We start from the raw sequence: 26,749 nt of genomic DNA, 5'->3' as shown, positions 1-26,749 counted from the left end.
ATAATTTCTGATGATTTTTATTCATCTTAACCAATAGTTAGTTTTCACAGAAAAGGAGAATGATCTATGAATATTTTCGATGTCATGAAAATCCCGGCGTATCAGTCTGCAAAAATCATTGCGGGGCAGCCCGGGGCAACCAGAGAGGTTCAGCATGTAAATATGATGGATGCGCCTGATATTGCGGATTTCCTCCATAAAAATGAATTGCTCGTGACGACCGCTTATCATCTTAAAGATAACCCCTATCAATTATCTGAGCTGATTAAGCAAATGGCCAAGCGGGGCTGCGCCGGTCTCGGCATTAAAACAAAGCGCTACCTCGATGATATTCCCAAAGACGCTATTGAGCTTGCGGACCACTATGAATTCCCCATCATTGAGCTTGCTGAGGATATTCGGCTGGGCGACATTGTGAACGCTACACTGAGCCATATTCTTGATATGCGTTCGAAGGAGCTTCAGCAGGCCATTTATGCCCACAAAAAATTCACCAGCCACATTATGAGCGGCAAAGGCCTTCAATCCCTGCTCAAAAAGGTGTCAGCCATTCTCCAGCTTCCTGTCATTTTGCTCGACCAGCATACAAAGCTGATCTCGGCATCCCATCAGATTCCAATCGACACCGCAAAGCTGAAAGGCATGCTGCACGCTTTATCCGGCCCCTTCTTCACTTGTTTTTCTATGCTGTCTGACCGGAAAACGTATTCTGTCCTTCCTATTTATACCCATGAAAAAAACTGTGGCTTTCTGTTCATTCCAGAAATGGTGCCGGCCGCAGATAAAGGCATTGTCCTCACGATTGAGCAGGCGGCCAATGTTATTTCATTCGAGCTGCTGAAAGAAAACGCGCTGAAGCAGTTCAGCCGCCGGGCGCGCAATGAGTTTTTCAGCAATTTTATCGAGCATTCCTTTTCAACCCATGAAGAAATCAAAAACCGCGCCAAAGAATTCCGGCTTCGCTGGGATCAAAAATATATGTGCATCGCGGGCAAGCTTGATCGTAACGACAAAGCGATCAGCTTTACAGAAAATCAGCTGGCTTCTGACAGTGTATTTGAATTCCTCGAGGGAGAGCTGTCTTCGTTTCCATTCCCTCCCCACCTTTTTGTCAAAGGGAACGTCGGTATTCTTTTGATTGAAGCAACGGACAGCTGGAGTGAAATGCATACAGCGGTCATCCGTTTTTTGGAACAGTTTCAAACACAGGTGCGGATCCAATTTAAGCGAACGCTCTCCTTTGGCATCAGCAACATCTGCCAAAAACTGATCGAGGTTCCCGACGCGTTTACAGAGGCTTCCGACGCTCTCCATTCCGGACATTTGTCAAGGAGTACTGAATTCATTCAAGTGTACCACGCCAAAGATGTTCCCGAACTGCTCCGGCTCCTTCCTGCAGAGGACTTGAAGAAATTTTACAGCGCCACCCTTCAAAGCCTCGCTGACCGGCAGCAGGAGGATCAAAGCCTGCTTCATACTTTATCCGTTTATTTGGAAACACACTGCCAGATTTCCGAAACAGCCAAACGATTATATGTACATCGCAATACGGTCATCTACCGTTTGGAAAAATGTGAGGAGCTGCTTGGCAAAAGTTTAAAAGATCCAGAGACGACCATGCGATTACGCCTCGCGCTAAGAATACAGCGGCTGATCGGTTGAATGTTATATTTTCTCACTAATATTCAGTATTTTGGTTATTCCAGCAGCTCTGCACTGTTTTATCCAATGACACTACCGAACGATACCATGTTCTAAAATCACCATAATGAAGGAAAAACGGTTATGGTCATTGGTTTCGAGCATGTATAGCCATGGATGCAGGGGTAATATTTGTATCTCTGCTTGTGGGGAGATCGTTATATTCGGCATCAGAACATCTGTCATATCTATTAGCAATCGACATTCTGACGCGCAGATTGCAGCTACTCGGAGTCATTTATGAGCATTTTCCTTAGATTGCGCGTTAAGCCGCCTCTTCTGAGCAGCCCATTTTTAACGATTGTCACCGTCCGCTTCTGTCTTTCCGATCAGAAAGCAAACTATCATATCCCGCTGCTGATTTCGCCTTTTGGATTATAGGTGTATAGGGGGAGTTAATTGTAAAGCCCGGCCTTTACGGTCAGGCTTTTTTATTAAATGTTTACCGCGGTTTTCGCCCTGTTATAATAAAAAGGCAGAGATCCTCTTAAAATTGCAGCTCCCCTACACCCATAGACCCCGGATCATCTCCATCTGCTTCTTTTCATTTTATTTGAACTCTTTACAGCCGGCATTCGTATATAGTAACGAAACCAAGTTTCGAGGTGGGGTATGGACATTCTTTCAGATGAAGAATTGATGGAAAAAGTAAAACAAAAGGATATGGAGGCCTACAACAGCCTATATACCCGTCACGCTCAAAAGACATATCAATTTATTTTTCTATACATCCGCCAAAAACAGGCGGCTGAAGATCTCCTGCAAGAAACCTTTATTCGCGTTTATGTAAAAAGCCGCACTTACAAAAGTGAAAAAGCAAGCTTTCGTACTTGGCTTCATCAAATCGCGCACAGATTGTGCATTGACCACTATCGAAAGCACTCTAAGTTTAAATGGCAGCAGATCGAGCCAAATGAACATGAAGATGCGGATTCCGGATCTGTGGAATATCATGTACAGAATAAAATGCTGATTCAGCAGTATGTGGGACAGTTGCCTGACAAGGAGCGTTCCATTCTGATTCTTGCTTATTACCAAGGGTTTTCCGGCAGAGAAATCTCCCATATTCTTAACATCCCGGAAGGAACCGTCAAATCAAAGCTTCATTATTCACTTAAAAAACTGAACAAACAGCTGAAAAAGGAGATGAATGACGAATGAAGGAACACGATGAAGTCAAAAGCATGATTGAAGGCTTGCACGAGCAAATGCCTGAACTTAATAATCTGTTGCGCCTGAACAGCGTCCCACTTCCAGAAGATGCAGCCCAATCGCCTCTTCCGCCTAAAACTTGGTTTGACCGCCTGAGCCATTGGCTGACATATCCCAGTTGGCAGCTGCCTGATCTATTATCGCTGCGTTCTTTCTCTCATACATTTGCGATTTTCCCGATTTTATCCGGAAGCTTTGCGGCACAAATACTCTTTTTCTTATTCTTAGGAAGGTGATGAAATGACAATCGGTACAATGATCGGAATCATAAGCGGTGCGGCGGCGCTTGCCGTAGGATCAATCGGGGCTTTAGTGGGATCGGCGTTTAACCGGCAGATTTTGAATACAATCGGTGTCGACTCGCTTCCGCAGGATCCAAAAAGAAAATATGCGCTAATTGCGAAGCATTGCAGATTTTTGGGAGAATGGAACCGATTTGACAGTTATAATGTGTTCGTTTTCTTATTAGGGATTCTTTTCCTTGCCGGAGCCGCCGCTTTAGTGATAATTCGATTTGAAGCGGGGGGCACCCCGTTTCAAGATACGCTCCAGCTTGCTTTTTTAGTTAATTCTCTTAGCTGGATTACCGTGTCATCCGTCTTGATGCTTGGCAGATTCATTCAATTGATGCATGTGTATAAATATGGTGTTCAGCCTATCAGTGAGGACGACACGACCGCAGCTCCGCCAAAAGAAACACAGACGAAAAGGAAGCATACAGTCTATTGGACTGTTGTAACAGCAGCGACCATTCTTTTTATAGCGGGAGGTCTTTTGCTTCTCAAATTCCCTGTCGTTTTCATTATTTTAGCGGCATGCTACTTATTGTTTATGTTGATATTTAATTCCCTTTATCATAGAAGCAAGCGCCAATAAGAAAACTTCAGCTGCTATAAAGCTGAAGTTCTTTTTTTATGATTTTGCCTCTGGCACGTATCCTGACGTATGCGCCAGCAAAGCGCCAAGATATGCCTCCTCTATCGGCCAGACTCCTAAACGATTATTCATCATATGAATATAGTGGAAAGCCAAGTGGGAAACCGGGGTTCTGATTTTCTCAGACTCTTCAATCTCAGAAAAGGCATGTTCAAGCACTTGTCCATAACTGTCCGTTAATTCCTTGACACGCGGATCGGCGGCCATCCTTTCCATCACTTGATTGATGACATCGATCCTTTTTTTCGCAGCCTCTTCCAGTTTGGTTTTATAAGATATCCCTTCCGTGTAATCAGCTCCGCTCCAGTAATGCAGCATGCTTTCCCAGAGCTGCCGCGTTTCCGCTTCTGACAGAGAGGCTTTTTCAGCAGTTATTTTCATTAATAACAGCGCCAGATCAAAGCGGTCTTTATCGGAAAAATAATCATGATTCACAAATAAAAGAGCAAGTTCACTTGACGACTGAAAGATATTTTCAGCGATATCCACTCCTTGAAGGCCGCCGTATTTTTCGTACTCCGGTTCATATTCTTCCGGCTGAAATCCAGATTCAAAGTCTGCTGTCTCTGCTTTGACAGGCAGCAAACGGCTTAAGTCTGGAACCGGTTCGGCTATGACCGCCGAAAGGCACTGGCTGAAACGCTCTTCAAGAAGCTCTTCAGCGGCTTCAATCTCAGCCTCATCCACCAGAAATCGCAAACGGATATGAGGGCCTTGCATATCAATATAACGGATAAAAAACCACTTATGTACTTGAACACTGTTTTTGATTTGCTGCACAGCAGGTGTCACAATGTTGACGATAATCTTTTCTAAATACTCGGCCCTCGGCACATAAATGCTGTAAAACACCCATTCTTTCATATGAAAACCCCTTTCTGATTGGCTATAACTGATTTTTCATGCTTCACACCAGGCCATTGGAACAAGGACATATATTCAGACGCAATCACATGCCCTTCCTCACTCTTGAGCCAATGCTGGTTCCGGTCAGGCAGCGCTTCAGTAAACGTAATCGACAAAAGATCGTCTTCTGCTGCAACCGTGTTCACAGCCGCTTCTATTGAATGATAGCTATTAAAATTCATGTACATCGGTTTTCTTTGCTTCGGATTCAGCATGACGCTTGTCCTCTCACCGGAAAGAAAGCCTTCATCAGGAAGTCCGTAATTCTTTTGGAATGCTTTCATTCTTGTAAAATAGGCATACTCACTTTCACGAGTTTCTTTTAGAGGAAATAAGAAAGCCGGAATCCGCCACCTGGACCGCCTTTGAACGATTCTTCCCTCTTGCACACGGGGATGAAATTCCACTTTTTCCGGCGGAGGTGCTTTTGAAAATAACGGAGAAGACACCCAATCCGCCTGATAACCATTGATCCACGGCATTATAATTGTAAACAGATAGGATACAGGCCCGTGCATCATATGCTGAGGGACGGCACCGAAATACATGGGGGCGACAGGACGTCCTTCTTTATTAACAAGAGCCAGCGTGCCGGAATCTTCATGAACCAAAAGCAGATCTTTTAATAGAATATCATTCTGGTCTGATGTAGGATTTTCGCCAAGCCATCTTAAGGATTGTGATGTAATGCCGGGATCAGTCTGTAAATTGCTGAAATCTGAAATCATCGGAAAATGAACGATATCTGAGCGGGGGTTCATAGCATTCACCCATTGCTTCATGAGTGTGCTTAAATTCCGTCCGTCCTCTTGAAACATAGATTGGAATCGAAGCAGCAACCCCAGCCCGGAGCTGATTTGATTGATAACCAACTGGTAGTCTCCCGCCGCAATGCTGTCTCTGCCGTTATTTGCGGCCAACTGATAAAAAACGGTTGCGCTTGGCGGCGCGGAACTGGCGCTATAAGGGGCAAAGACTCTTGACTCCTCCAGTTTCAAAGCGGTTTTCTTATCTTTCCGCAAGGCGTTTTTGATTAATCGCGGCCGGTCTTTTCTCTTTTCAAACTGATACAAAAATGCTTGAATGTCGCTGCACACGCCTCCCCTCCCATACGTTTCTACGAAATGCTCACATAGTAAATCGTACAGATGTGTGCGGAATTGATAGTTTCTGAGCTGATGAGACAACTTTTCCATATCACGTTTTACATACTCACCTAATGGCGGATGATCTCCGGCAAATTTCACATTTTCATAAACGAGTTTTTCATTCAATAAGCTTTTTGGAGCCTTATGTGTCAGCTCACTGAATGCACGTTTGGCGAGTCTGTGAATCAGCTGGTGATACTTAAGTCTTCGCTTTGCTTCACTGACCGCAAGCGCCTCTATGCAGCCATCCATCCATTTCACAATGCGCGCCAGCCGCCTTGCTTTTCGGGAAGGTATCGGCTGAAGGAAATCGTATAAACTTAGCAAAGGCTGCTCGGATTTTCTTGAAAAGGGGAGAACCGGTTTGATCCATTGTTCAGCTGACAAACAAGGTATGGTTAACGACGTGTTTTTCAGCAGTTCCGTTACTTCCTCGAAACTTCCTGAACAGAGTGACTCAATCACACTCATCTGTTCATCTGATACGTTTTCTGAAACCATTTTATCCTCCCGCCATGCAAATCCGTTCAAAATCGTATAAGAGCTTTTCATCAGCTGTATATTGTTTTTTTCTGCTGGTTGAAGAGATTGGTTTTTTTCATATTGCAAGTACCGGGAAAATTCAGGATGCTGTGCCATTTCAAAAATGAGTTCGCTGCAAATCGATTTGGAAATGCTGCAAAAGTTTGTTTTCTGAGTGCTGGGGGCCGGCGCATCATCAGCTGAAAAAGAGGTCAATCCGATTTTTGTAAAGGTGCTGAACGGGCTGGTTTTTGCAGTGATTCTTCCTAAATAAGCCATACTGGAGCGTGCGTATTGTTTATGAGGCTGCCACAATTTCGGCTTGTTTTTTTTATAGGCGGTTAAATATTTTGGATTGGCCAGCGCCATTCCTTTTTGCCATTCTTTATTTTCCATTTCATACGCTAACCGTTTACCAGCCTGCTTAATTTCTTCCTCAAAAAGCTGCTTTGTGTCTTCCATATATGTCTGTCTGTCGTGAATCGCCGTATACCATTGATCAAATAAATCAAAATCGGCTTCAGACATACGTTTTTTTAATTCCGTTCTATTTTCTTCTGAAATCTTGACAGCACGGCTATTAAAAATATCCCGTTTGATTTTTAGCAGGAAACGGAGGATCGTCGTTTCCTCATCCTGCAGCCGGGAAATCAGTTCATAAAAAATGTCGCTTAAAGGTTCTTTCAAGTTTTCAAGGGCTAGTTCCAGATCAAGAATCTTGTCAACATTTTTTGCCGATTCTGCTATATCCATACTTTTCAAACTGTCGATGCTGCCGCCCGCAGCCCGTAGCATAACAAACGGCGCCACATTTTCCGCCATACAAATCACCCCATATTTCCGAATACATTTTTTACAAGAAAGAGAAAAGCTGACAATAGACAAAAGAAATAAGTGAGTGAAACTAGGGAGTACGTTACATAAACTGCTTTCCGTTTTTTCGCCATATTATTTAAATAAGCCGGAAGCTTTTTAAACGTCATCACATGCAGTAAATAAGTTAAGGCTCTTTTTCTAAGTGATAATTCTCCGGCTGCGGCTTCTACAGCGTGATACCCATCTGTCGGCAGCAGCAAATTCAGGTTGCTGAGGACAAAGCATATTTGCATAAATGAAATGAGATGGGCTGTTTCGCTCACTGTTCCCTGAGGAGCCAACATGGCAATCCCCGCCCACAGACCGCTGGCCAATAGGTCTGAATACGGACCGGCCAGTGCGATATGAATACGGCTTTTCTTGCTTTTTAAACGGTATGTGTCTGTCCGATCCACATAAGCAACAGGGATAAAATAATATAACAGCGCGACGCCCGCTTCACGAATGTTGACGCCGTACGCCTTCGTTACGAGGGCATGAGCCATTTCATGCAGAATTAAATGAAAAATAATGACACACGCCAGCAATATCCAATTAACAGACGTCCACCCGATTTGCCAACCGGCTGTCACGTTTAGCAGAATAAAAGAGGATAGCGCACAAAAAAACAGGACATATAAAGTTATTTTTTGAACCATAGCGGGAATAGAATGGTATATAAGCAATAAAGCGTCAGTTGTCTTATTTAACGATTTGGCCAAAGGCAAGCGAAGCATCGGTTTGTCAGCAGCCCGGCGCATCACCCGCTTCACCTGATGTTCAGGCAAAGGTTTAATATTCAGTACATCAGCTTTTCTTAAAGATGAAAAAAACACATGCACAATTTCCGGGAAGTTAGAGTATTTCGCATAATCACGTTCTAATTTTTTAATAATATCGTGACCGGTATTAGCACCGTCCATCAAATTGAAAATTTCCAGACCGACTTTGGAAAGCCTGATATATTTTCCATTATGTTGGTCAAACAACATGGGTTCTTCATTCGCGCCTATTAACAACTCTACTCCTTCTTCCAAGTAAAGGGGATTCACCAAAAGCTCTTCATCGCAGTGAGACTGAACCTGAGCGTTGTTTATGAGCATACATTAAACTCCTTTAAATGACTTTTAAATACGATATAATAGTAAGGAAAGTAAGACATGCGCCTGCTCCCAACAGGCACTTGTCTTACTTCAATTGATCACCCGTAGCTGCTTGCACTTCCGGCTGTAGACGCTGTAGTTGCCGGACATGAAGCTGTTGTAAAGGAGGAAGCAGTGCTCGCTGTTCCCGCAACAGTCGCCAAATCCACTTGCGCAGGCAGCTCCTCGGCGTATAATTCCAATGTTTTAATGGATGTATCTTTTTCTGACATATTGTCACCGCCTAATCATGATTTTGTGTTTCGAAACAGACCTATACATCTACTGTAGAAATGGTTGCTATCGTTGACACGAAAGTTGTCCAGCTCGCATATGATGCCCCTGTCGACATCGTTGAGATGACAGATGACAGGTCCACTTGCGCAGGCAGCTCTTCCGCATATAGTTCAAGGTTTTGCAAATGATTGTTATCGTCCTTCAACATGTCCGCCACCTATCAAATTATCCGTAGCAGCTGACAGTTCCGGCGGATGCCGCTGTCGTTCCCGGACATGATGCCGTGCTGACTGATGATGTAGAGCTGAAAGAAGCCGCAATGGTTGCTAAATCAACTTGCTCCGGCAGTTCTTCAGCAAAAAGTTCTAATTCATGCATTTTATCTTTTTCCATTTTGTAATCCCCCTTATTAACCGCCATAAGACGAAATTGTGCCGGCAGTAGATGCCGACGATCCTGCTGATGCAACTGTTCCGAAGGACGCTGCCGTCGTGAATCCTGAAAGCGATTGAATTTCTGTCATTTCCTCAGCGTAAAGCTCCAACTCAAATTCTTTTTTCTCTTCCATATGGTAAGCCTCCTGAAATAAAATTGTAGAAATGCACTTTCTTTACCCAGAAAATGAAGATGCCGTGCCTGCTGTGCCTGCTGTGCTTCCCGGACATGAAGCAGATCCAAGAGTCGTGGCAGAAGCCCACGTTGCTAACGGACCAACGGTAAAGTCCATCTGGTTTTCAAGCTCTTCTGCGAATAATTCCAATTCAGCTTTTTTCTCTTCCATATTTATCACCTCCTTTCAAGTTACACGTTGTAAAAGAAGGTTTTTAGCTATCGGCAAAGGTTATTGGTTTCCCAAATGAGAATGCGCACAATTGGGTGTGGTGCCGTCCGTCAATGTGAGTGCATTCCCTGAGAGGCCTTGGAAGAGCGCCGGCAAAAACAGTCCCTGTAAGCCCAAGTGTTAAAGCCGAAAGCCAGGCATTATGAGCTGCTGCTCCGCCGCGCACCATCAAATGCCGGTATCCATGGCCTCCATAATGCTGTACGGCTTTGTTCATCGTCCCGTGTACAATGATAATGGCGGGAGCAAACATGAATTCCTTCTGTAAGAACCAATTCTCCGCTTCTGCTTGTTCGGGAATTTCGCCTGCAGGCACTAAGGAATGGGTTTCTGGACAATAATCGTAAAAGTAAGGACATTGGAGATTTTCGATACGCCACGCGATAACGGATAACGTAATGTCAATTCCCTTGCTGATTTGCCGCTGCCAATGTCTCGCATCCTCTTCTTTTGCTGCTGATAAAATCGTTCCTACATCGCTGAAATCAACGGGAGCCCGATCATAAAAACGAGTGGCCGTACGCTCCTTAAATACCTGAAAAAGCTCTTCTCCTTCAATGCGCTGATCTGGGAGGAGCACAGACCGGCTGTCGTTTTTGTGATGCTCGATCTCTTGCAGTTGCTGTAACGTGCCGCTATCAAAATGAAAATCTTTTGTTTCCTCGATTAATTGGTCTATCAGCTGAAATGGTTCAAAAGAAGCCACTGCCATCACCGCCCGTCATCTATTCCGGCTACCGCGGTAACCGGTTCTTTTTTAGGATCTAATCCCAAGCAGGTTATAAGCTCTTGCTCGTTCCACTGATCAACTGCACTTAACGTGATTCCAAGTCCGGTTGATACAGCATGCATTTGCGATAAAGCGACACCGGCATCCAAATGGATCACTTTATATGCGAATCCGTTATATTTGCTGGCCACCCTTTCATATGCGCCGGTAAAGACCACAAGAGCCTTTGGAAGCTGATCCTCTGTCAGACCGGTTATATCAGTCATTTGTTTCTTTATCTCTTCCTCAGTTAAAGAAGGGCCGATTTTCGCCAAGGAGTGGTCTAAATGCTGATAATAGTAACAATTAGGGACCAGTCCTTTTACAGACAGCGCAAGAATATAAATCTGGCATGATCCTAAATTACCGCCCGTCGGCGCCCATCTTTGCACTTTGTCGGAGACCTGGCCGCTGCCGGCATCTCTTAAGCCTCCGCTTGTGAGAAACAGACGGGTCAATGATTCGAGATTCAATTCTTCCTTCACAGGAATTGGCTCATTTCTATTTTTTAAAAAACTGCCCTTCGGATGCGGAAGGGATTCTTCTTTCGGCAGCCCAGTTAAAGCCGCGCTCGGATAGTTTTTTGCTTCATTTGTTAATAAGAGATTCTTCGGATTGTAATGGACTTGATGACTTTTAGGATTAATTAAATGTTTCGATGGAAAGGCGATGGCATTCTCAAATTGCAATGCCGGGTGAAGTTCATTCTCGGAGCTGCCGGAAGCGCATATGTCATCCGGTCTTGGATGTACTTTTTTGCTGGTGCTCGTCCAATCATCAAATTGAAAGGTTAAATATTCCGGCCCCGTTGCCGAAGGTGCGAGTCTTGTAATGAAATAAGCAATTTCAATCGCAGAATAATATTCCCACATTTCAATATGATCCAAGTCGGGCGCACCATTTTTTTCTTCTGATTCAACCGTTTTTTTATAATCTTGATAGGCCGCTGTTTCATTTTTTTCAAAATAAGGACCGACTACACCGCATTCCTCTGTAACCCGCGTGAGGAGCCAGGGAATATTTTTCTCACGGCAAAGATGGTCTAACGAAAGCAGACGCTCGTGATCCAAAGGGTTCGTGCAAAAGACAATGACGTTTGTTGCTTGATCAAGCTTAACTTCATCTGAAAGCAGTTCTGCTCTGACATGATCTGCCCCCATAAACAGAAGTTCTTCTTGAAGGATTTTTCCGTGATCTGAATCTGTCAGCAGCAGGATCTTGGCGGTTTTTAATCTATTCAGGCCTTCAGCCGCACTTCTGTTTACCCTGGTGGAGTCCGTGCTCCGCTGGAAAAAATGCAGCACGTCAGCATCGAAATGGCTGATATCGACCCTCTCATCTCCCTCCGCGTCATCAAGCAGGCCTCGCATGAACAATAGTGAAAGAATGTTACTGACATCCCTCGGAGAATATTGGTCAAATTCTTTTATGATTTCATCTAAAGAATATGCACCATTTAGAAAAGGTATTAATTTCGGCAAAAACCGTGTCACGGCATTTCCCTTCAGCACCTGTAAATTTTCCGTTCCATGGAACAACAGAGAATCTTGGTCAGGAATCATTTGAAGGCTTGACATTAAACGCGGTTTTTTGGGCAAATTAAAATTCGGATCGAAATATGCCGCATGACCGACTTGTTCCGCAGACATGACTGAAGTGTTTTTCATTTTGTGAGCGCCTCCCCTCTTCTTTCGCCTAACAGCGATTGAAGGCTTTCTGATAACTGCGCCACACTTCGATTTTCCTCAGGCCGTTTTAACCCGCATCTGGGACAGCCGTGGATACCTACCGTTTTGGAGCGGAAAGACTCTCTTGTCAGCATATTCATCTGCCAGATTGAACCGGCTAATGACGGCGCATCTTTATCGATTGATTTTATAATTGTCGAGGCAAAGACGGCTGACCAGCCTGCAAAGCTTCGTAAATACCCTTTCGGCCCCGCATCTGGATGCCTGTGATAATAATCATCCATCTTTCTGACATACTGAGGAACCGGCGAATGCTGTAAAGACCTCGATTCAAAACAGTGAAAGCACGGTCCTTCACCCGGAATGACAAGAGGGCCTATTCTGACATAAGGATGGTCCATGGTAATCGGCAGCCACGGTTCTCTCCATTTAAAGAAAAGCTGATCTAATTGTTTCGAAATGTATGAAGATGATTTCCAAGAAGCAAAAATATGTAAACGTGCAGATGGGAAGCGATCTGATGGCAGTAGATACATAGGCTCGGGTAATGCCGTAACAGCAGTGTTTTGATACCTCTTGGAGAATTGCTCTGCCACTTCTTCCCCAAAAGCTCCTGAGGACATAATATGAATGGGTTTCATTTTAAAATCTCCTTCCTTATTAAGCAAAAGGCTGAGGCCAAGAATTGATTTCACTCTCAGGTTTTACTGGATAACCCATCGCTTTTGTTCCTTCATATAACCGGGGATGCCCCAGAAAACGGCAGCGATAGCTGAAAGACAATGGCTGAAGCCCCGGAATAACCACCCGGACCACACGCATATCGGCACGAATGGCTTCATCGGTTGTTAGATCAACCGCAAATGCCTCCAGCCCTTTTTCTTCGAGCCGATCTAAAAGAAATGCCAAATTCTCTCCTGCATTTTCTTGTTCAAGATTTTTAAATTCTGAAAGGTTGGAGCGGTTTGGTGATTGTACTAAGAAATCGTATGCATGCAGCCGTTCAGGTTTCCCCATGTAGGTCGCACCGTGGAACACATTAAAGAAATCGTCTATATCATTTGGGGCGGGACGCTCTGCCATCATGGCGATACGTGAAGAAGCGGCCTCCCTCATGACTTTGTTTATTGCTTTTTGAGGGTTCAAATCCGTCGCGCACATAATCAAGGCTGCCAGTTTTTTGTTGTAAGGCGTCAGCTGCAAGGAATAAATGGTCGGAATGCCGAGATCTGTCGTTCCGTTAAATAAATACTGCTTGATATTCCCGTTTTTATATGTTCTGTTTAAAAATTCAGTCATTTCTTGATCTGGTGTTTCATCAAATACGATGTGAGGCAGAGGAAGTTCCTGATACCATGTTAAAGAGATCGCATCTCTTTCAATCACTTCACAAATGGCGTTGATAAGCGCTTGTTCATAAGAGGTATGTGCAGCGCAGCCGGTTGATATAGGAAGCCAGAAGCGCTCGCCTTGGCTCATGGCCGGCAGATGCAAATAGGTCATAATCGCCGGGATCCATGTCTCTTCTTGCGTATGGAGGGACATGCCCTTTACCCACCTCAGCGGAGAATTGAATAAAGGTTTATTGACAGGACATCTCGGATGCGAGAGTTCAGCTTCCGAGCATACGGGAATCTTTGTCAAATCTAGAGCTTTTGATCCCAGTTCCTCAGCCGTTGCCCAAATAAACTGGTCTTCGCTGTACACGCAGCTTGAATATCGTTCTAATGCTTCAGCAATCGCTTTTATTCGACTATCTTTTTCATGAAGTGAGCCTCCAGCCCCATCCATATCGCCCGACATTGATCTTCCCGCATTCAAATAAGCAATATGGGGAAGTGATTGAGAAATATCTCCCGTTGAAGCAACTTGAATTGGGAAATCAGGTTCACCTGGATAGGTCGGGAGGGAGGATACACGGTTAATAAATCCTCCTAAAGGCTGTACTAATTTTTCCAACGAATGAGCCATGAACGCACCTCCATTTTTTCAAAAAAAACGTAAATATTGGGTTGTGAGTTTATTATATTAAATAAATCGTCCATGATCTATGTCGAAAAACTTAATATACGTTAAGATTACTGAAACTATATTCCTATTTTTATCTTAATTGTCATTTTTATCTGAACTGAATGGCCAATCCCGTCGTATATGGTAATGAAATCATACGTCTCAGTTAACGTAACTAAAGGGGGAGATTCAGATTATTCAACGGCAAAAAGATATGCTTCTTATTGGCGATTGGTTTTTAGACTCTGAACGCGAAATGTTGGTAAATGAAACATCTACTATTCCGCTTTCCAGAATTCAGTTTCGTTTACTGCATTGTTTAGCCGTCCATAACGGCAGGCCTGTATCCAAAGCCAACCTCATTAAATATGCGTGGGGAGAGGAAGGTTTCGCTACAAAAAACGCACTATATGTATATATCAACCGGCTGAGACAGTTAGTAGAAAAGGACGTGAAGCGGCCTAAACATATCTTATGCCTGCGAAAAGAAGGCTACATTCTTTATCCAAAACATTAAAGGAGCGTGAAAGAAACATATGAAAAACGGCGAGCCGATCACTGTCCAACATTTGTTTAAGTCTTACGACGATCATCAGGTTATAAAGGGCATTTCTTTTGATTTGAAAAAAGGGGAGGTTTTTGGGCTTCTTGGTCCCAATGGAGCGGGGAAGACAACGATCTTGGAATCTATTATCGGTTTACGAAAGCCGAGCAGCGGCGAGATTTCGGTTATGGGCTGCAACCCCTTGAAGCAGCCGGAAAAAATCAGATCTTTTATCGGAGTCCAACCTCAAGAAACAAATCTTTTCCCTTATTTAAAAGTAGGGGAAACGCTGAAATTATTTTCTTCTTTATATAAGAAATCACGGCCGCCTGAGGAAATATTAAGGCTAGTCGGGCTTGAAGAGATGATGAATAAACCCACCCGCAAACTATCAGGCGGACAAAGAAAAAGGCTTCTGATCAGCATTTCTCTCATATCCGATCCTGATATATTATTTTTGGATGAACCGACGGCGTCTTTGGATCCCCATTCCCGCCGGCAAATTTGGGACATTATCCAATCTCTCAAAGAAAAGGGGAAAAGCGTATTTTTAACGACACATTCAATGGAAGAAGCTTATACTCAATGCGACCGCACTGCCATTTTATATAATGGAAAATTTGCTGCACTCGGAACCCCTGCAGATTTAATCCAAACCTATTGCCCTCAGCAGCGCTTGTTCCTAAAATATGCCGGCCAAAAAAGAGTCGAACAAATAAAAAGCATTCCCGAAATAAAGGAATCTTCTATAAAAACCCTTCCGGCCGGCTATGAGCTTGAAATTGTAGCTGAGCCTATTACGAAAAATGTTATCTCATCCATCATGAAACAGATTGATGCCGATTGGTCCAGTATTCGCATTGAACAAGGAACACTTGAGGATGTATTTCTGAAATTAACCGGTAAAAAAATACGAGAGGGTGTCTTGGTGTGATCAATAAACGCGCTTTTTCTGCACTTTTAGGGATGAATATAAAAGAATTGATACGGAATCCCCTGACCTTTTTTATGGTTTTAGCGTTTCCTTTTCTGTTTTTGATCATGTTCGGCGTTTTATCGAGTTCAACCGGCGTCGGTACGGATTTATTCGAGTTTATCGTACCCGGCATTATCGTCATGGCGTTCTTTACACTCGCTATAAATGGCACTTCCACTCCTATTATTCAGATGAGGGATCAAGGAACACTGCGCTTAATCGGATTGACTGAAGCTTCTAAGCTGACATTTGTCCTTTCACAAATATGCGCACGTTTTGTATTAGCCGCTTTTCAGTTGCTTGTGCTGCTGAGTGTCGCTTATTTCAACGGCATGTTACAAGCGCAGAATATTCCCCAAATTATGCTGGTCTCTCTCATCGGGCTTCTCATGTTGTTTGCACTTGGTTATACCGTTGGAAGTATGCGTCTTTCTATGGAAGCTGTAAACGGTCTTTCAGGCGGAATGCTCGCCCCTCTGCTAATCGTGTGCGGCTTAATAATGCCGATGAACCTGCTTCCTTCTTGGCTTGAAACTGTATCAAAGTTTATTCCGCTTACCTACTTTGGTGAATTACTGCGTTATTATTTGAACGGAGATGCTCCCTCTCTCGGTGTCCTATTCAGTTATCTCATTTTAATCATTTCTACTATATTACTCGCTTTTGCAGCCATCCGTTTGTTTCGATGGGACCATATTCGCGCTTAAAAGGCAAAAAGGCTGGAATGTAGATTCCGGCCTTTTTGCTATAATTCTTCTGTGTTACGGCGATTCATCTCTTTTCTGGCCGCTCTCATGATCCCGCCATATCCTATGCAGCGGCATATGCTTCCCGACAGCCCTTCTGCGATTTCTTGATTAAAGCCCCGGCGTTAACCGGGACTTCCCTTTATCCTTCTTGCGATAACTGTCTCGGCTGTTCTTTCCTGCCCCCATTCAAAGCAGCGAAAAAGCTGATCAGAAGGATGACGGTTCCGAGTATATAAGGAAATTCAATATTTACATCAAATAAAAAACCGGCAGCCGACGGACCGGCAATATTGGCTAAGCTGATAAATGCCGTATTCATACCGCCCGCAAATCCTTGCTGATCGCCGGCCAGTTTTGACAGCTGTGTGTTCACCGCCGGCCGGAGCAATGATGTTAGCATCATAAAAAAGATGGCCGCGGCGAAAACAGTCCAATAGGATTGGGCCAGGCTGCAAAAAACAAGGCCGGCCGCCGCGCCGATAAGTGTCCCATTTATCACTTTTTTCTCGCCGAACTTGCCGACTAAGAAGCTTACCGCAACCGCCTGCACAAAAACGCCGACAAGGCCCGCGGCTGTTATGATTAAAGCAATGTCCGAAGCGGTAAAACCATGCTTACGGTCAACATACAGTCCAAAGATAGATTCAAAATTCATAATACCGAAATTGAGTACGAATACTAAAATCAACATAAACGCGTAAGGTGATTTGAGGGCGCGTGACATTTGCTGAAACAAATTTTCACGTTTTTCCTTCTTCGCCCGCGCTTCAAGCTGCTTTTCCTTCTCAAGCGTTTCCGGCAAAAAGAAAAACGACAGTATTGCTGAAAAGCAGGCAAGGCTTGCGGATACAATAAAAGGAACCGCGATGCCGTAATGAATCAAGTATCCTCCGACCCCCGGCCCAATGACGACGCCGAGCGTCATCGCCGCGCTAAACAGCCCCATGCCTTTGCCGCGTTCTTTTTCCGTTGTAATATCCGCAATATAAGCGAACATGGACGGCATTAAGAAAGCAGCGCCAATTCCGCCTAACAGTCGTGACGCAAACAGCTGCCACAGACTGCCGGCAAAGGCAAAAATGATTTGAGAAACCGCAAACGAGGCAATTCCAAAAATAATCAGCTTCCGCCGTCCGTATTTATCGGTTATTTCCCCGGCAATCGGCGCGAACAAAAGCTGAGTAAGCCCCGCGGCTGCGACAAGAAGCCCCATTGTGCTTCCTGTAGCGCCGAATTCAGTTATATATGTAGGCATAATCGGGATGATCAGCCCGATCCCCAGCATGGCAATAAACATATTCAGCATCAAAATAGATAGTCGTCCCATATAATTCATGGCTTGTTATACCTTCTCCCCTTGGAAAAAAACATGTGTTTATTCCAAAATTGTCATCAATTTTCTACCAACAGTATAACGGTGAAAAGGGAATAAAGTCCAGATTTTTTCAATTCTTTACTTCTTTTCAACTTTCTTTAGGTCAGGCAGGGCTAAGCTTTTTAAACCAGTCTTATTCTTCTGTGCATGAGCACAGTAAAGAATTTTGGTCCGATAGAAACTTTTGATTAGCGGGTAAATCGTTCGGGAAAAATGTCGGTGTTTCAATATCTTCACCAGCACGGCACATTCAGAACCCGCTTAAAGGCACGAAGGTCATCCCAATTAATAACTTAACAATCTCACCGCCTATAGGGATTCTGACAAACCAAAGAGAAGAGTATTTTGACAGTGCCATAAAAGATTTGATCAATCGGATTATCAATCTTTTTCATAAGCGCCAAGAATCTTTTTGATTTCCCTCTCCCTTTGCGTCTAAGAAATACGGAAAAAGAGACGGGCAGCCGCCATGTGCTCATACAAATACCCAAAACGGGTTAAAGTTTTGGATATTTGTCATCCATTTGATTTATTTTCAGCTGATGGGTTGCTTCATTAATAAAAAGGCTTCTCCACTCTGACTGTCATGTGATTCATTTACTTCAGACGTACAAAGCGTGCGGTCCTTTCTCCGCACGCTTTCTTATCCTATATAATCGCCCGACTTTCAGTTTCTTCATAAAAATGAAGCGCCTCCTGAAGAGCCTTCCCCGCTTCAATGGCTGCCCCATGCCTCAGCAATACAGCTTCCAAACCGGCAAGCACAAACAGCACATTTTCCTTCCTGCAGCTGTATCCCATTGTTCCGATTCGCCAAATCTTCCCGGCAAGCGGGCCAAAGGAGCTGGCGATTTCAATCCCAAATTGAGTGAGCAGCATATTTCGGACAGACTCACCGTCAATGCCTTCCGGGATTTGAACACATGTGACGACAGGCATTTTGCAGCTTTCATCTCCGAATAATTCAAGCCCCATGCCTTTAATTCCGGTCTGCAATGCCTGCTCATGCACACGGTGCCGCTCGAAGCGTTCTTCTAGCCCTTCTTCAAGCACCAGACGCACGCCTTCTCTTAATGCATACAGCATCGACGTCGCCTCTGTATGATGATTCAGCCTTCTCTCGCTCCAATAGTCCTCAAGCTGGCTCAAGTCAAAGTAATTGCTGATAATCGGGCGATTTCCCAAAAGCCGAGTGCTGTCAGCCTGAGTAGCAATTCCGCGTTCTACCTTCTTTCGCTTTGCAATGATATCCGCCACACGATCATTATATGTGATCGGGGCCATGCCCGATGGAACGGATAAACACTTTTGCGTACCTCCGATTGCGGCATCAATTTTCCAATCGTCCACCTTTATTTCACAGCCTCCGACAGTTGCGACCGCGTCAACGATAAAGAGCGCATCATAAGCCCGGCACGCTTCCCCGATTTCACGCAGCGGATGGATCCTGCCTGTTGAGGTTTCTCCATGCACCAATGCGACAATCTTCGGTCTGGCCTGCTGTATCTCCTGAATAATGTCTTCCGGGTCAAAAACCTTTCCCCACTCACATTCCATTGTGAGGACTTTTGCGCCGTAACGTTCCGCAATTTCAGTCAGTAATAAACCGAAACGGCCGTAAATCGGGATGAGCACACTGTCACCCGGTTCAATCACACTGGCCAAAACAGCTTCAATTCCCGCTCTTGATGTGCCGTCAATCGGATAAGCCCAGCGGTTTTCCGTTTGAAACAATTCACGGAGCATTGCCATTGTTTCGTTCATGATGTTTGTAAAAGCCGGGTCAAATTGGCCGACGACAGGAGTGCCCATCACTCTTAGCACTCGCGGATCGACCTCAACCGGACCCGGCGTCATAATGGTTCTCGATGGTGTAAGTAATTCCCTTCTGACTGACACAGCCATTCCTCCTTTTTTTCAGTAAGCCAGTTTATACAATAAATCGGTTAAGACGCGGACTCCGATGTCAAGCTGCCTGGCGGATGTAAACTCTCGCGGTGAATGGCTGATGCCGCCTTGGCTGGGCACAAACAGCATACAAGCAGGGAATCGCCTGCCAATCATTTGCGCATCATGTCCCGCTCCGCTGACGATTTCTTCACAGCTGATCCGGTTCTCCGCTGCCGTTTGCAAAGCGGCGGCCTTCAGTGTCTGATCCATCGGCACCGGCTCAATGCTCATGTATTCATCAATAACGGCGCAGATTCCTTTTTCATCGCTTATTCTGCGGATAACGGAAACAAGCTCGTCATGGAATTCCTTCAGCACTTCTTGCTCTTGATGCCGAATGTCAATAGAAAACTGGACCCGGCCCGGTATAACATTCGGCATATTAGGCTCTACATTCATTTTCCCGCAAGTCAATCGAAGTTCTTCCGGATGCCTGCCAGCCCGGATGACCAGCTCCTGAATAATGCGGCTGCTTGTGACGAGAGGATCTTTGCGCCATTTCATAGAAGTCGTTCCGGCATGGTTGCATTCACCTTCAAGCGTCACCAGATAACGCTTTTGTCCGGCTATACTCGTGACCACCCCAATATCAGCCCCCGACTGTTCAAGCGTCTGCCCCTGTTCAATATGAACCTCAATAAATGCGCTGATATCAGTACGGTGCGCCGGCCTGAAAGCTCCTTTTCCGAATCCGTTTTCCAGCATGGCAGCTTGCAAGGAAACACCGGCCCCATCGCTTGGCCCTGCTGCATCACCAAGGGCAAATGTACCCGTCACACTGCCTGATCCCCAATACGTCAGGGGAAAACGGCTTCCCTCTTCCTCGCATAATGAAACAACTTCAAGTGTTTTCTTCGGTGCTCCGTATGTGTCCTTGAGCTGTTTCAGAGCAAGCAGTCCCGCGAGCACGCCGTATGCGCCGTCATATTTCCCTCCATTCACCACTGTGTCAATGTGGGACCCTGTCATGATAATATCAGCGGGATATTGCGAGCCCGATAGCTTCCCATATACATTGCCGACGTCGTCGAAACTTGTTTCAAAGCCTAATGAAGTCATTTCACTTTTTACTGCAAGCTGTGCGTCCATCCAAGCTTTTGTGTACAAAAGCCTCGTTACGCCTCCTTCTGCGGATGCGCCATATTGAGACAGCCATTCTATATAATCGGCGATGCCGTTTTTGACTGAAAGCTGCGGCCGATGATCCATAAAATCCCCCCTCTTGTTTGAAAAAACGCGTATCGTGCCTTCATTATAGAAGGAGAACGGCCGGTGTTCATTGACAAATAAACCAAAAAATCTTTTAATTTTTAGTCAAAATAGCTGACTCTTGTAAAAAATCAAAATCCTTCTCTACCGATGTCCGCCATTTTCATGTACAGTCAAGTTAATCGTTTTAATAAGGGAGAGAATCATACATGCAGCAATGGATAAAAGAAGTGGCAAGAGGAAAAAGAGGAGCAAAAGATTTATCATACGAACAGGCTAAGCTTGCGGCAGAAACATTGTTTTCAGAAGAAGCGACTGATGTGCAAATCACCGCATTTCTCATTGCCGAACGGATCAAAACGGAAACGCCTGACGAACTGCTCGCCATTACGGAAGCAATGAGAGCCGGCGCAGCCGTACTTCAACTGCCGTCTGATATTCGAAACAGTGTCATAGACTTTGCAGGCCCTTATACCGGAAGGCAGTCCTTTTTGGCAACCATCCCCGTATCTATTTTACTTGCGGAAAGCGGAATCCCAGCTTTTCTCCACAGCAGCGACGCCCTTCCGCCAAAATACGCGACCAGTATTAAAGCTGTCTTAGACAAGCTTGGCGTGAAGACAGACGCTTCACCGGAACAAACAGCAAAAACGGTCAAGGAGCTGAACATCGGCTTTGCTTCCGCCGAAATATTTTGGCAGCCGTTCAGCCGTTTCAGAACCATCCGTGATGACATTGGCGTCCGCACCGTATTAAACACTGCCGAAAAATTACTGAATTACGCTGGAGCCGCCAATATCATGATGGGCGCGTTCCATCGGACTGCCATCCAAAATATATATCCCGTTTTTGAAAAGCTCCGCTATGAACAAGCGTTTATTGTCCAAGGAGCGGAAGGATCAGAGGATGTTCCTGTTCATCGCAACAGTTTTGTTTTCACCATCACCGGAAGCGACATGTCATCCTTTATTCTGAAGCCGGAAGATTACGGACTGAAAGCGGATGAAGCAGCTTTTGATAAAGCACTGACTGCCGAGAGCCAGGCTGAAAAAATAACAGCGCTCTTGAGCGGTAGCGAAGATCCTTCATTGGACTATGAAAGAAAGCAAGTCTTAATGAATGCCGCCCTCCGTTACTATTTATTCGGCCATACCGCTTCGATTGAAGAAGGAGCGGAGCTGGCAGAATCCCAGCTCCGCCAAAAACAAGGACTAAGGATACTGGAAAGATGGATTTCCGGTTCATACTAAGGAACCAATTTACATTTTTATATAAAAATACACAAAACTTAACTTTCTTCCTCCTAGCATCTTTTAGATAATAGAGAAAAGGAGGGCAAGTGATGACTAAAAAATTATGGGTTTTGCCGTTCGTCTGTACATTGCTTATTTTCGGAGGATTTGCGCCGTCAGCATCAGCAAGCGTTCAAGCTGATAACAGCCTGAACAGCCGATTGGTCTATGCTTCGGCCGGTTTTAAAAACATCTTTTCATCAGCTGCTCCAGCCCCCGCTGCCCCGTCTGCTGATACGGATACTTATTATGAAACGGCTGAGGGGAAAAGCGGTGAAGCATTAAAAAGTGCCCTGCACCGCATCATCAGCGGGCATACGATGCTGTCATACAGCGACGTGTGGACAGCATTGAAAGAAACGGATGAAGATCCCGCAAATCCGAACAATGTCATCTTGCTCTATACAAATGAATCTCGTGCGAAAAGCCTGAACGGCGGCAGTGTCGGCGACTGGAACCGGGAGCATATATGGGCCAAATCCCATGGCGGGTTCGGTACAAGCAAAGGCCCTGGCACAGACATCCATCATTTGCGTCCTGCTGACGTGCAAGTCAACAGCGCCAGAGGAAATATGGATTTTGACAACGGAGGAAGCGAACACCCAAAAGCACCGGGAAATTATTATGACGGAGACTCATGGGAGCCTCGCGATGAGGTGAAAGGCGATGTGGCGCGCATGCTTTTTTACATGGCTGTCCGCTATGAGGGAGATGACGGGTACCCGGACCTTGAACTGAATGATAAAACAGGAAACGGTTCTTCACCCTATCATGGCAAACAATCCGTTCTTCTCGAATGGAACAAGCAAGACCCTGTTGACGACTCCGAACGAAGAAGAAATGATATCATTTACGATGAATTTCAGCATAATCGCAATCCTTTCATCGACCACCCGGAATGGGCGGACGAGATTTGGCCGTAAAACAAAAAGGGTGCCCGCTCGAAATTCAAGCCAACTAATCCCTTTTATAAATTTGAAATCGTTATAAGTTTAATTGAATGAGGGTTTTTATGGGGACATTATTTCTTTCTGGAGGCGGAGATGCTGGCCAAACTCAAACAATAGATAAACGTTTTGTAAAAGAATTAGAAAAAGATAAGCCTTTATTGTATATTCCTATTGCAATGGATACTTCCCAATTTGCTGATTGTTTTGAGTGGATAAACAGGCTTTTTAATCCGTTAGGTATAAAAGACATCACCATGTGGACTAACGTTAAAGACAAGAGCATTCAAGATCTGGATGATTTTTCGGCAGTATACATCGGAGGAGGAAATACTTTTAGTTTACTAAAAAAATTCATTGATACTGCTTTCATCGAGGTTTTAAAAGGCTATACAGAAAATGATGGCATAGTCTATGGCGGAAGTGCCGGCGCCATCATTCTTGGTAAACATATAATGACATGTTCACATATGGATCCTAACCAAGTTGGATTAAACAAGTTTAATGGTTTAGAACTTGTAAAAGAATACTCTATTTGGTGTCACTACAAACATGAAAATGACCCATTGATAAAAAAGTATGTTAAAGAATATAAAGCTCCTGTTATATCTTTACCAGAAGAAACAGGTATTTTAGTCAGTGATACGAGTATACAAGTCATTGGAACCAAACCTGCCTATGTATATAAGGGAGAACGCAAGACCGTTATCTATCACGATCATTTTATAAAGTAAGGGAACGCTTGGACCAATCATCCAAGCGTTTTTATGCGCGAATTTATTTTCTCCACATTATCGAACTGCTTAGCTCAAAAAGCGGCGTCCTTTTTTTAATAAACAGCCTGTTCTGTATCAGCGTCAAAGAAGACCGCTTTGTCCATTTTCACCGCAAGCTGAATCGAATCGCCCGCTGCAAGGCTGGTACTGCCGTCAAGCCGCACTGTCAGCCGCTCGTCCCCTGCGGAAACATGCACAATCAGCTCTGAACCCAGATTTTCATTCACTTCAACCCTTGCTTTAAAAGATGAGGCAAACGGCTTTTTCTGCTCCGCCACATGGGTTATATGCTCCGGCCGCACACCCGCTATCATTTCTTCTCCGACATATCCCTTTACCTTCAACAGCTTGCCTTTCATTTTGGGAATGAGCAGGCGGACGGCTGGATTTGAAAAAAACAGTTCTCCATGCTTCTCTTCAATGACTCCCTTCAGAAAATTCATGCCGGGTGAGCCGATAAATCCCGCTACAAATAAGTTTGCCGGATAATGATAAATATCATGAGGGCTCGCTACCTGCTGAATGTCGCCTTCATTCATGACAACGATCCGGTCGCCCATCGTCATCGCTTCCGTCTGGTCGTGTGTCACATAAATAATAGTCGCTTCCAAGCGCTGATGAAGCTTGCTGATCTCCGTCCGCATCGTCACCCGAAGCTTTGCGTCCAAATTGGACAGCGGCTCGTCCATTAAAAACACCTTCGGCTCGCGTACGATTGACCGGCCGAGCGCCACTCGCTGCCGCTGTCCCCCTGAAAGAGCCTTCGGTTTTCGTTTCAGCAGATGCTCAATCTCCAAAATGTTTGCTGCGGCGTGCACCCGCTCCGCGATTTCTTTTTTTCGCATTTTTCTAAGCTTTAAACCAAACGCCATATTATCAAATACCGTCATATGCGGATAAAGTGCATAGTTTTGAAAAACCATTGCGATATCTCTTTCTTTCGGCGGCATATCATTGACCAATTGTCCGCCGATATAGAGGCTTCCTTCAGAAATGCTTTCTAAACCGGCCACCATCCTTAGTGTCGTTGATTTTCCGCAGCCCGACGGACCGACCAGCACCAACAGTTCCTTATCCCTTACTTCCAGATCAAAATCCTTCACCGTTAAATTGCTCTGGGAACCGTACGTCTTTTTTATATGTTCAAATGTTAACGAAGCCATCTGAAAACACTCCCCCGTCTTTTTCAAATGATGCCGACACTATTTCGCCACTGGAAACACTTTGCTCTTTCTGTTATTTTTATAGTGTTCCATTTCCATATTTCTAGATGAAACGCAAATTTGTATTATAACATCATAATACATTATAATGATGATAATCGCTTAAAGGAGGTTCATCCCTTGTTAAATAACGGAAGCTCTAAACCTTTATACATCCAGTTAAAACAAATCCTCACAGATGACATTAAAAAAGGCATATATTCCCCTTCCATTAAGCTGCCGACTGAAAGTGAACTGTGCAGCAAATACAATGTCAGCCGCATCACCGTCAGAAAAGCCATTCTCGATCTTGTCGATGAAGGCTATCTTGTCAGGCAGCAGGGAAAAGGAACATTTGTCAAAAGCCCTAAATTAAAAAGAGAGCTGATCGCTGTCAACGGCTATTCCGAATTTATGGAGTCAACCGGAAAAAAACCAAAACATCAAGTCCTTTCCCATGAGGTCATATCAGCGCCTAAACCCATTGCCGCAAAGCTTCAAATTGAACCGGAAAGCACAGTCGTCGAGTTAAAACGTATTTTATACAATGAAGATCAGCCGCTATCCTTTGAAATCACCCATTATCCGCTTGCTTTGTTTCCCGATATCGGCCGATTTATCAGTGACGGTGTTTCCATGCATGATATTTTAAAGCAGCAATACCAAGTCGTCCCCACTCATAATACAAAGCTCTTAAACGTGGTATATGCCAAACAAGAGGAAAGCCGGTATCTGGCCTGCGATATCGGAGACGCACTGTTTGAAATCGACAAAACGGCATTTATGTCAAAAGATCAGCCGATTTACTGCTCACTGTTTATGATGCATACAAACAGGGTGACATTTACCATCGACAGCCCTTACACATAACGTGCATAAAAACGAGACACTGCTAAAATATTATAGTATTCTCGTTTTTTCACTGCCTTTTCCGCCATCGAGTTTATAAGGATGGCCGTAACCGAAGGCCCCGTAAACGCCGCACGTCTTTGCAGCCGTCTGCGCCGCTTCATGTAAAGCGCAAGAGATGTCCTGTTTTTCATAAAAGGACGTCAAAAAACCTGCAATAAATGAATCTCCCGCTCCAAGTGTATCTATTATATCAGTTTCAACAATTGGCTGATAATGAATGCGCCCGTCCGCATATAAAACGGCGCCATGCTCCCCTCTGGTCATACAAACCATTTTCGCCCCGTACTGATGAGCCTTCTCCGCAAGCTGACGGCACTCTGTTTCGCTCAGATCGCTTCCTGAAAAAAACGCGTAAGTCACGTAAGGACAAACCTTCTTCATATACTCCTCCTCGCGATTTGTGGAAAAATCAAAGGAGACCGGAAGCAGCAGGCTCAGTTGGGGCAGATCATTCTCGATACGGCTGTAGACGCTTGTATGCAGCAAATCGTGCTCTGCCGCAAACGACAAATCATGCTCCTGAAAAACAATCTTTAGACGTGACTGTATGCCGCCTTTATTTGATTTGACGAATACTCTGTCTCCTCTCTCATCAAGGGTGACAACCGCCATTCCATTTTCGCCGAAAGCCTGCCGAAGGTGATCTGTATTCACTTTTTCTTTCTTCAGCACTTTCACAATGTGCGAAGCAGCTTCATCGTTTCCGACAATGCCGATATAAGAAGCGGCGTGCCCCAAACGCTTAGCCAGCACCGCCACATTCAAAGCATTTCCTCCGGGATAAAACGTCTCCTGATCCTGATAATAATCCACCACATTATCTCCTACAGCAATGAGTTTCATCGTGTTC

28 protein-coding genes and 1 pseudogene are annotated in these 26,749 nt (G+C 44.7%); 12 read left to right on the top strand and 17 right to left on the bottom strand.

What is annotated here, in order from left to right:
• Positions 1-66: 66 nt before the first annotated feature.
• From GXP75_RS09760 to GXP75_RS09735, 5 genes and pseudogenes are all read left to right on the top strand, one after another.
• A complete protein-coding gene (locus GXP75_RS09760) occupies positions 67-1,662 on the top strand; it encodes a PucR family transcriptional regulator (RefSeq protein ID WP_242556690.1) in 1,596 nt (531 codons plus the stop codon).
• Positions 1,663-1,989: 327 nt separating this feature from the next.
• A pseudogene (locus tag GXP75_RS09750) lies at positions 1,990-2,082 on the top strand (hydroxyisourate hydrolase); the annotation flags it as partial.
• 231 nt (positions 2,083-2,313) lie between these two features.
• Positions 2,314-2,862, top strand: a complete 549-nt coding sequence (locus GXP75_RS09745) for an RNA polymerase sigma factor (RefSeq protein ID WP_214919065.1) — start codon at positions 2,314-2,316, stop codon at positions 2,860-2,862.
• Positions 2,859-3,149, top strand: coding sequence for a hypothetical protein (locus GXP75_RS09740; protein ID WP_010789844.1), 291 nt, complete (start codon positions 2,859-2,861; stop codon positions 3,147-3,149). Before GXP75_RS09745 ends, GXP75_RS09740 begins: the two co-directional genes overlap by 4 nt.
• A gap of 4 nt (positions 3,150-3,153) precedes the next feature.
• Positions 3,154-3,789, top strand: a complete 636-nt coding sequence (locus GXP75_RS09735; RefSeq protein WP_214919064.1) for a hypothetical protein — start codon at positions 3,154-3,156, stop codon at positions 3,787-3,789.
• A 36-nt stretch (positions 3,790-3,825) separates the two neighbouring features.
• On the opposite strand, the gene GXP75_RS09730 is transcribed toward GXP75_RS09735, so the two are convergent.
• The 12 genes from GXP75_RS09730 to GXP75_RS09675 form a co-directional block, all read right to left on the bottom strand.
• Complete coding sequence (locus GXP75_RS09730) at positions 3,826-4,713, bottom strand: thiopeptide-type bacteriocin biosynthesis protein (protein WP_242556689.1); 888 nt, start codon at positions 4,711-4,713, stop codon at positions 3,826-3,828.
• The gene (locus tag GXP75_RS09725; protein ID WP_242556688.1) at positions 4,710-7,247 is read right to left on the bottom strand and encodes a lantibiotic dehydratase; all 2,538 of its coding nucleotides are present in this window, start codon (positions 7,245-7,247) and stop codon (positions 4,710-4,712) included. The genes GXP75_RS09730 and GXP75_RS09725 overlap by 4 nt, the downstream gene beginning before the upstream one ends.
• A gap of 5 nt (positions 7,248-7,252) precedes the next feature.
• On the bottom strand, positions 7,253-8,383 hold the full coding sequence (locus GXP75_RS09720) for a PqqD family peptide modification chaperone (protein ID WP_242556687.1): 1,131 nt from the start codon (positions 8,381-8,383) through the stop codon (positions 7,253-7,255).
• A gap of 98 nt (positions 8,384-8,481) precedes the next feature.
• Positions 8,482-8,655 (bottom strand): thiocillin family RiPP, encoded by a 174-nt coding sequence (locus GXP75_RS09715; RefSeq protein WP_003327066.1) that lies wholly within the window; start codon positions 8,653-8,655, stop codon positions 8,482-8,484.
• A gap of 41 nt (positions 8,656-8,696) precedes the next feature.
• Positions 8,697-8,867 carry a thiocillin family RiPP gene (locus GXP75_RS09710; RefSeq protein ID WP_117588294.1) on the bottom strand — a complete coding sequence of 57 codons (171 nt, stop codon included), beginning with the start codon at positions 8,865-8,867 and terminating at the stop codon, positions 8,697-8,699.
• 17 nt (positions 8,868-8,884) lie between these two features.
• On the bottom strand, positions 8,885-9,052 hold the full coding sequence (locus tag GXP75_RS09705) for a thiocillin family RiPP (RefSeq protein WP_003327063.1): 168 nt from the start codon (positions 9,050-9,052) through the stop codon (positions 8,885-8,887).
• A gap of 16 nt (positions 9,053-9,068) precedes the next feature.
• On the bottom strand, positions 9,069-9,227 hold the full coding sequence (locus GXP75_RS09700; RefSeq protein ID WP_003327061.1) for a thiocillin family RiPP: 159 nt from the start codon (positions 9,225-9,227) through the stop codon (positions 9,069-9,071).
• A 42-nt stretch (positions 9,228-9,269) separates the two neighbouring features.
• Positions 9,270-9,440 carry a thiocillin family RiPP gene (locus GXP75_RS09695; protein WP_003327060.1) on the bottom strand — a complete coding sequence of 57 codons (171 nt, stop codon included), beginning with the start codon at positions 9,438-9,440 and terminating at the stop codon, positions 9,270-9,272.
• Between the two features lie 43 nt (positions 9,441-9,483).
• A complete protein-coding gene (locus GXP75_RS09690; protein ID WP_242556686.1) occupies positions 9,484-10,212 on the bottom strand; it encodes a nitroreductase family protein in 729 nt (242 codons plus the stop codon).
• On the bottom strand, positions 10,212-11,936 hold the full coding sequence (locus GXP75_RS09685; RefSeq protein WP_242556685.1) for a SagB family peptide dehydrogenase: 1,725 nt from the start codon (positions 11,934-11,936) through the stop codon (positions 10,212-10,214). Before GXP75_RS09685 ends, GXP75_RS09690 begins: the two co-directional genes overlap by 1 nt.
• Positions 11,933-12,598, bottom strand: coding sequence for a TOMM precursor leader peptide-binding protein (locus tag GXP75_RS09680; protein ID WP_003327057.1), 666 nt, complete (start codon positions 12,596-12,598; stop codon positions 11,933-11,935). Before GXP75_RS09680 ends, GXP75_RS09685 begins: the two co-directional genes overlap by 4 nt.
• 19 nt (positions 12,599-12,617) lie before the next feature.
• The gene (locus GXP75_RS09675; RefSeq protein ID WP_061570610.1) at positions 12,618-13,928 is read right to left on the bottom strand and encodes a YcaO-like family protein; all 1,311 of its coding nucleotides are present in this window, start codon (positions 13,926-13,928) and stop codon (positions 12,618-12,620) included.
• Between the two features lie 253 nt (positions 13,929-14,181).
• Here GXP75_RS09675 and GXP75_RS09670 point away from each other — a divergent pair, with 253 nt between their 5' ends.
• From GXP75_RS09670 to GXP75_RS09660, 3 genes are read left to right on the top strand one after another with little or no spacing between them, the layout of a single operon-like run.
• Positions 14,182-14,484, top strand: coding sequence for a winged helix-turn-helix domain-containing protein (locus GXP75_RS09670; RefSeq protein ID WP_003327054.1), 303 nt, complete (start codon positions 14,182-14,184; stop codon positions 14,482-14,484).
• A gap of 19 nt (positions 14,485-14,503) precedes the next feature.
• Entirely contained in the window at positions 14,504-15,445 is a 942-nt protein-coding gene (locus GXP75_RS09665) for an ABC transporter ATP-binding protein (protein WP_242556684.1), read from the top strand.
• On the top strand, positions 15,442-16,194 hold the full coding sequence (locus GXP75_RS09660; protein WP_003327052.1) for an ABC transporter permease: 753 nt from the start codon (positions 15,442-15,444) through the stop codon (positions 16,192-16,194). Before GXP75_RS09665 ends, GXP75_RS09660 begins: the two co-directional genes overlap by 4 nt.
• 181 nt (positions 16,195-16,375) lie before the next feature.
• Here the strand turns inward: GXP75_RS09660 and GXP75_RS09655 are convergent, their stop codons facing one another.
• The 3 genes from GXP75_RS09655 to allC form a co-directional block, all read right to left on the bottom strand.
• Positions 16,376-17,572, bottom strand: coding sequence for an MFS transporter (locus GXP75_RS09655; protein WP_106045541.1), 1,197 nt, complete (start codon positions 17,570-17,572; stop codon positions 16,376-16,378).
• Between the two features lie 687 nt (positions 17,573-18,259).
• Positions 18,260-19,510: a pyridoxal-phosphate-dependent aminotransferase family protein gene (locus tag GXP75_RS09645; protein WP_242556683.1), complete on the bottom strand. Its 1,251-nt coding sequence runs from the start codon at positions 19,508-19,510 to the stop codon at positions 18,260-18,262.
• A gap of 18 nt (positions 19,511-19,528) precedes the next feature.
• Positions 19,529-20,770 (bottom strand): allantoate deiminase, encoded by a 1,242-nt coding sequence (allC, locus tag GXP75_RS09640; RefSeq protein ID WP_242556682.1) that lies wholly within the window; start codon positions 20,768-20,770, stop codon positions 19,529-19,531.
• Positions 20,771-20,979: 209 nt separating this feature from the next.
• On the opposite strand from allC, the gene GXP75_RS09635 reads away from it, so the two are divergent.
• From GXP75_RS09635 to GXP75_RS09625, 3 genes are all read left to right on the top strand, one after another.
• Positions 20,980-22,020: an anthranilate phosphoribosyltransferase gene (locus tag GXP75_RS09635; protein WP_242556681.1), complete on the top strand. Its 1,041-nt coding sequence runs from the start codon at positions 20,980-20,982 to the stop codon at positions 22,018-22,020.
• A gap of 92 nt (positions 22,021-22,112) precedes the next feature.
• On the top strand, positions 22,113-22,985 hold the full coding sequence (locus GXP75_RS09630; protein WP_242556680.1) for an endonuclease I family protein: 873 nt from the start codon (positions 22,113-22,115) through the stop codon (positions 22,983-22,985).
• Between the two features lie 89 nt (positions 22,986-23,074).
• Positions 23,075-23,743 carry a Type 1 glutamine amidotransferase-like domain-containing protein gene (locus GXP75_RS09625; RefSeq protein ID WP_242556679.1) on the top strand — a complete coding sequence of 223 codons (669 nt, stop codon included), beginning with the start codon at positions 23,075-23,077 and terminating at the stop codon, positions 23,741-23,743.
• Positions 23,744-23,838: 95 nt separating this feature from the next.
• Here the strand turns inward: GXP75_RS09625 and GXP75_RS09620 are convergent, their stop codons facing one another.
• Entirely contained in the window at positions 23,839-24,948 is a 1,110-nt protein-coding gene (locus tag GXP75_RS09620) for an ABC transporter ATP-binding protein (protein WP_242556678.1), read from the bottom strand.
• 180 nt (positions 24,949-25,128) lie between these two features.
• Here GXP75_RS09620 and frlR point away from each other — a divergent pair, with 180 nt between their 5' ends.
• Positions 25,129-25,857, top strand: coding sequence for a transcriptional regulator FrlR (gene frlR / locus GXP75_RS09615; protein ID WP_214919048.1), 729 nt, complete (start codon positions 25,129-25,131; stop codon positions 25,855-25,857).
• Between the two features lie 30 nt (positions 25,858-25,887).
• Here the strand turns inward: frlR and GXP75_RS09610 are convergent, their stop codons facing one another.
• Positions 25,888-26,742, bottom strand: coding sequence for a fructoselysine 6-kinase (locus GXP75_RS09610; RefSeq protein ID WP_242556677.1), 855 nt, complete (start codon positions 26,740-26,742; stop codon positions 25,888-25,890).
• Positions 26,743-26,749: the final 7 nt, after the last annotated feature.

This window comes from Bacillus sp. HU-1818 (genome assembly GCF_022695965.1).
In the GTDB taxonomy this organism is placed as follows: domain Bacteria; phylum Bacillota; class Bacilli; order Bacillales; family Bacillaceae; genus Bacillus; species Bacillus atrophaeus.
Note: the sequence above shows the minus strand (reverse complement) of the source record. Positions and strands in the feature narration are given on the sequence as shown.

Excerpts from the sequence above, each read along its gene's own strand:
- GXP75_RS09690 (WP_242556686.1), bottom strand. The coding sequence starts at position 10,212 with ATGGCAGTGGCTTCTTTTGAACCATTTCAGCTGATAGACCAATTAATC.
- GXP75_RS09730 (WP_242556689.1), bottom strand. The coding sequence starts at position 4,713 with ATGAAAGAATGGGTGTTTTACAGCATTTATGTGCCGAGGGCCGAGTAT.
- GXP75_RS09710 (WP_117588294.1), bottom strand. The coding sequence starts at position 8,867 with ATGTTGAAGGACGATAACAATCATTTGCAAAACCTTGAACTATATGCG.
- GXP75_RS09715 (WP_003327066.1), bottom strand. The coding sequence starts at position 8,655 with ATGTCAGAAAAAGATACATCCATTAAAACATTGGAATTATACGCCGAG.
- GXP75_RS09625 (WP_242556679.1), top strand. The coding sequence starts at position 23,075 with ATGGGGACATTATTTCTTTCTGGAGGCGGAGATGCTGGCCAAACTCAA.
- GXP75_RS09695 (WP_003327060.1), bottom strand. The coding sequence starts at position 9,440 with ATGGAAGAGAAAAAAGCTGAATTGGAATTATTCGCAGAAGAGCTTGAA.
- GXP75_RS09740 (WP_010789844.1), top strand. The coding sequence starts at position 2,859 with ATGAAGGAACACGATGAAGTCAAAAGCATGATTGAAGGCTTGCACGAG.
- GXP75_RS09620 (WP_242556678.1), bottom strand. The coding sequence starts at position 24,948 with ATGGCTTCGTTAACATTTGAACATATAAAAAAGACGTACGGTTCCCAG.
- GXP75_RS09630 (WP_242556680.1), top strand. The coding sequence starts at position 22,113 with ATGACTAAAAAATTATGGGTTTTGCCGTTCGTCTGTACATTGCTTATT.
- GXP75_RS09665 (WP_242556684.1), top strand. The coding sequence starts at position 14,504 with ATGAAAAACGGCGAGCCGATCACTGTCCAACATTTGTTTAAGTCTTAC.
- GXP75_RS09635 (WP_242556681.1), top strand. The coding sequence starts at position 20,980 with ATGCAGCAATGGATAAAAGAAGTGGCAAGAGGAAAAAGAGGAGCAAAA.
- GXP75_RS09705 (WP_003327063.1), bottom strand. The coding sequence starts at position 9,052 with ATGGAAAAAGATAAAATGCATGAATTAGAACTTTTTGCTGAAGAACTG.
- GXP75_RS09735 (WP_214919064.1), top strand. The coding sequence starts at position 3,154 with ATGACAATCGGTACAATGATCGGAATCATAAGCGGTGCGGCGGCGCTT.
- GXP75_RS09680 (WP_003327057.1), bottom strand. The coding sequence starts at position 12,598 with ATGAAACCCATTCATATTATGTCCTCAGGAGCTTTTGGGGAAGAAGTG.
- GXP75_RS09670 (WP_003327054.1), top strand. The coding sequence starts at position 14,182 with ATGCTTCTTATTGGCGATTGGTTTTTAGACTCTGAACGCGAAATGTTG.
- GXP75_RS09745 (WP_214919065.1), top strand. The coding sequence starts at position 2,314 with ATGGACATTCTTTCAGATGAAGAATTGATGGAAAAAGTAAAACAAAAG.
- GXP75_RS09760 (WP_242556690.1), top strand. The coding sequence starts at position 67 with ATGAATATTTTCGATGTCATGAAAATCCCGGCGTATCAGTCTGCAAAA.
- allC (WP_242556682.1), bottom strand. The coding sequence starts at position 20,770 with ATGGATCATCGGCCGCAGCTTTCAGTCAAAAACGGCATCGCCGATTAT.
- GXP75_RS09655 (WP_106045541.1), bottom strand. The coding sequence starts at position 17,572 with ATGAATTATATGGGACGACTATCTATTTTGATGCTGAATATGTTTATT.
- GXP75_RS09700 (WP_003327061.1), bottom strand. The coding sequence starts at position 9,227 with ATGGAAGAGAAAAAAGAATTTGAGTTGGAGCTTTACGCTGAGGAAATG.
- GXP75_RS09725 (WP_242556688.1), bottom strand. The coding sequence starts at position 7,247 with ATGGCGGAAAATGTGGCGCCGTTTGTTATGCTACGGGCTGCGGGCGGC.
- GXP75_RS09685 (WP_242556685.1), bottom strand. The coding sequence starts at position 11,936 with ATGAAAAACACTTCAGTCATGTCTGCGGAACAAGTCGGTCATGCGGCA.
- GXP75_RS09720 (WP_242556687.1), bottom strand. The coding sequence starts at position 8,383 with ATGCTCATAAACAACGCTCAGGTTCAGTCTCACTGCGATGAAGAGCTT.
- GXP75_RS09675 (WP_061570610.1), bottom strand. The coding sequence starts at position 13,928 with ATGGCTCATTCGTTGGAAAAATTAGTACAGCCTTTAGGAGGATTTATT.
- GXP75_RS09610 (WP_242556677.1), bottom strand. The coding sequence starts at position 26,742 with ATGAAACTCATTGCTGTAGGAGATAATGTGGTGGATTATTATCAGGAT.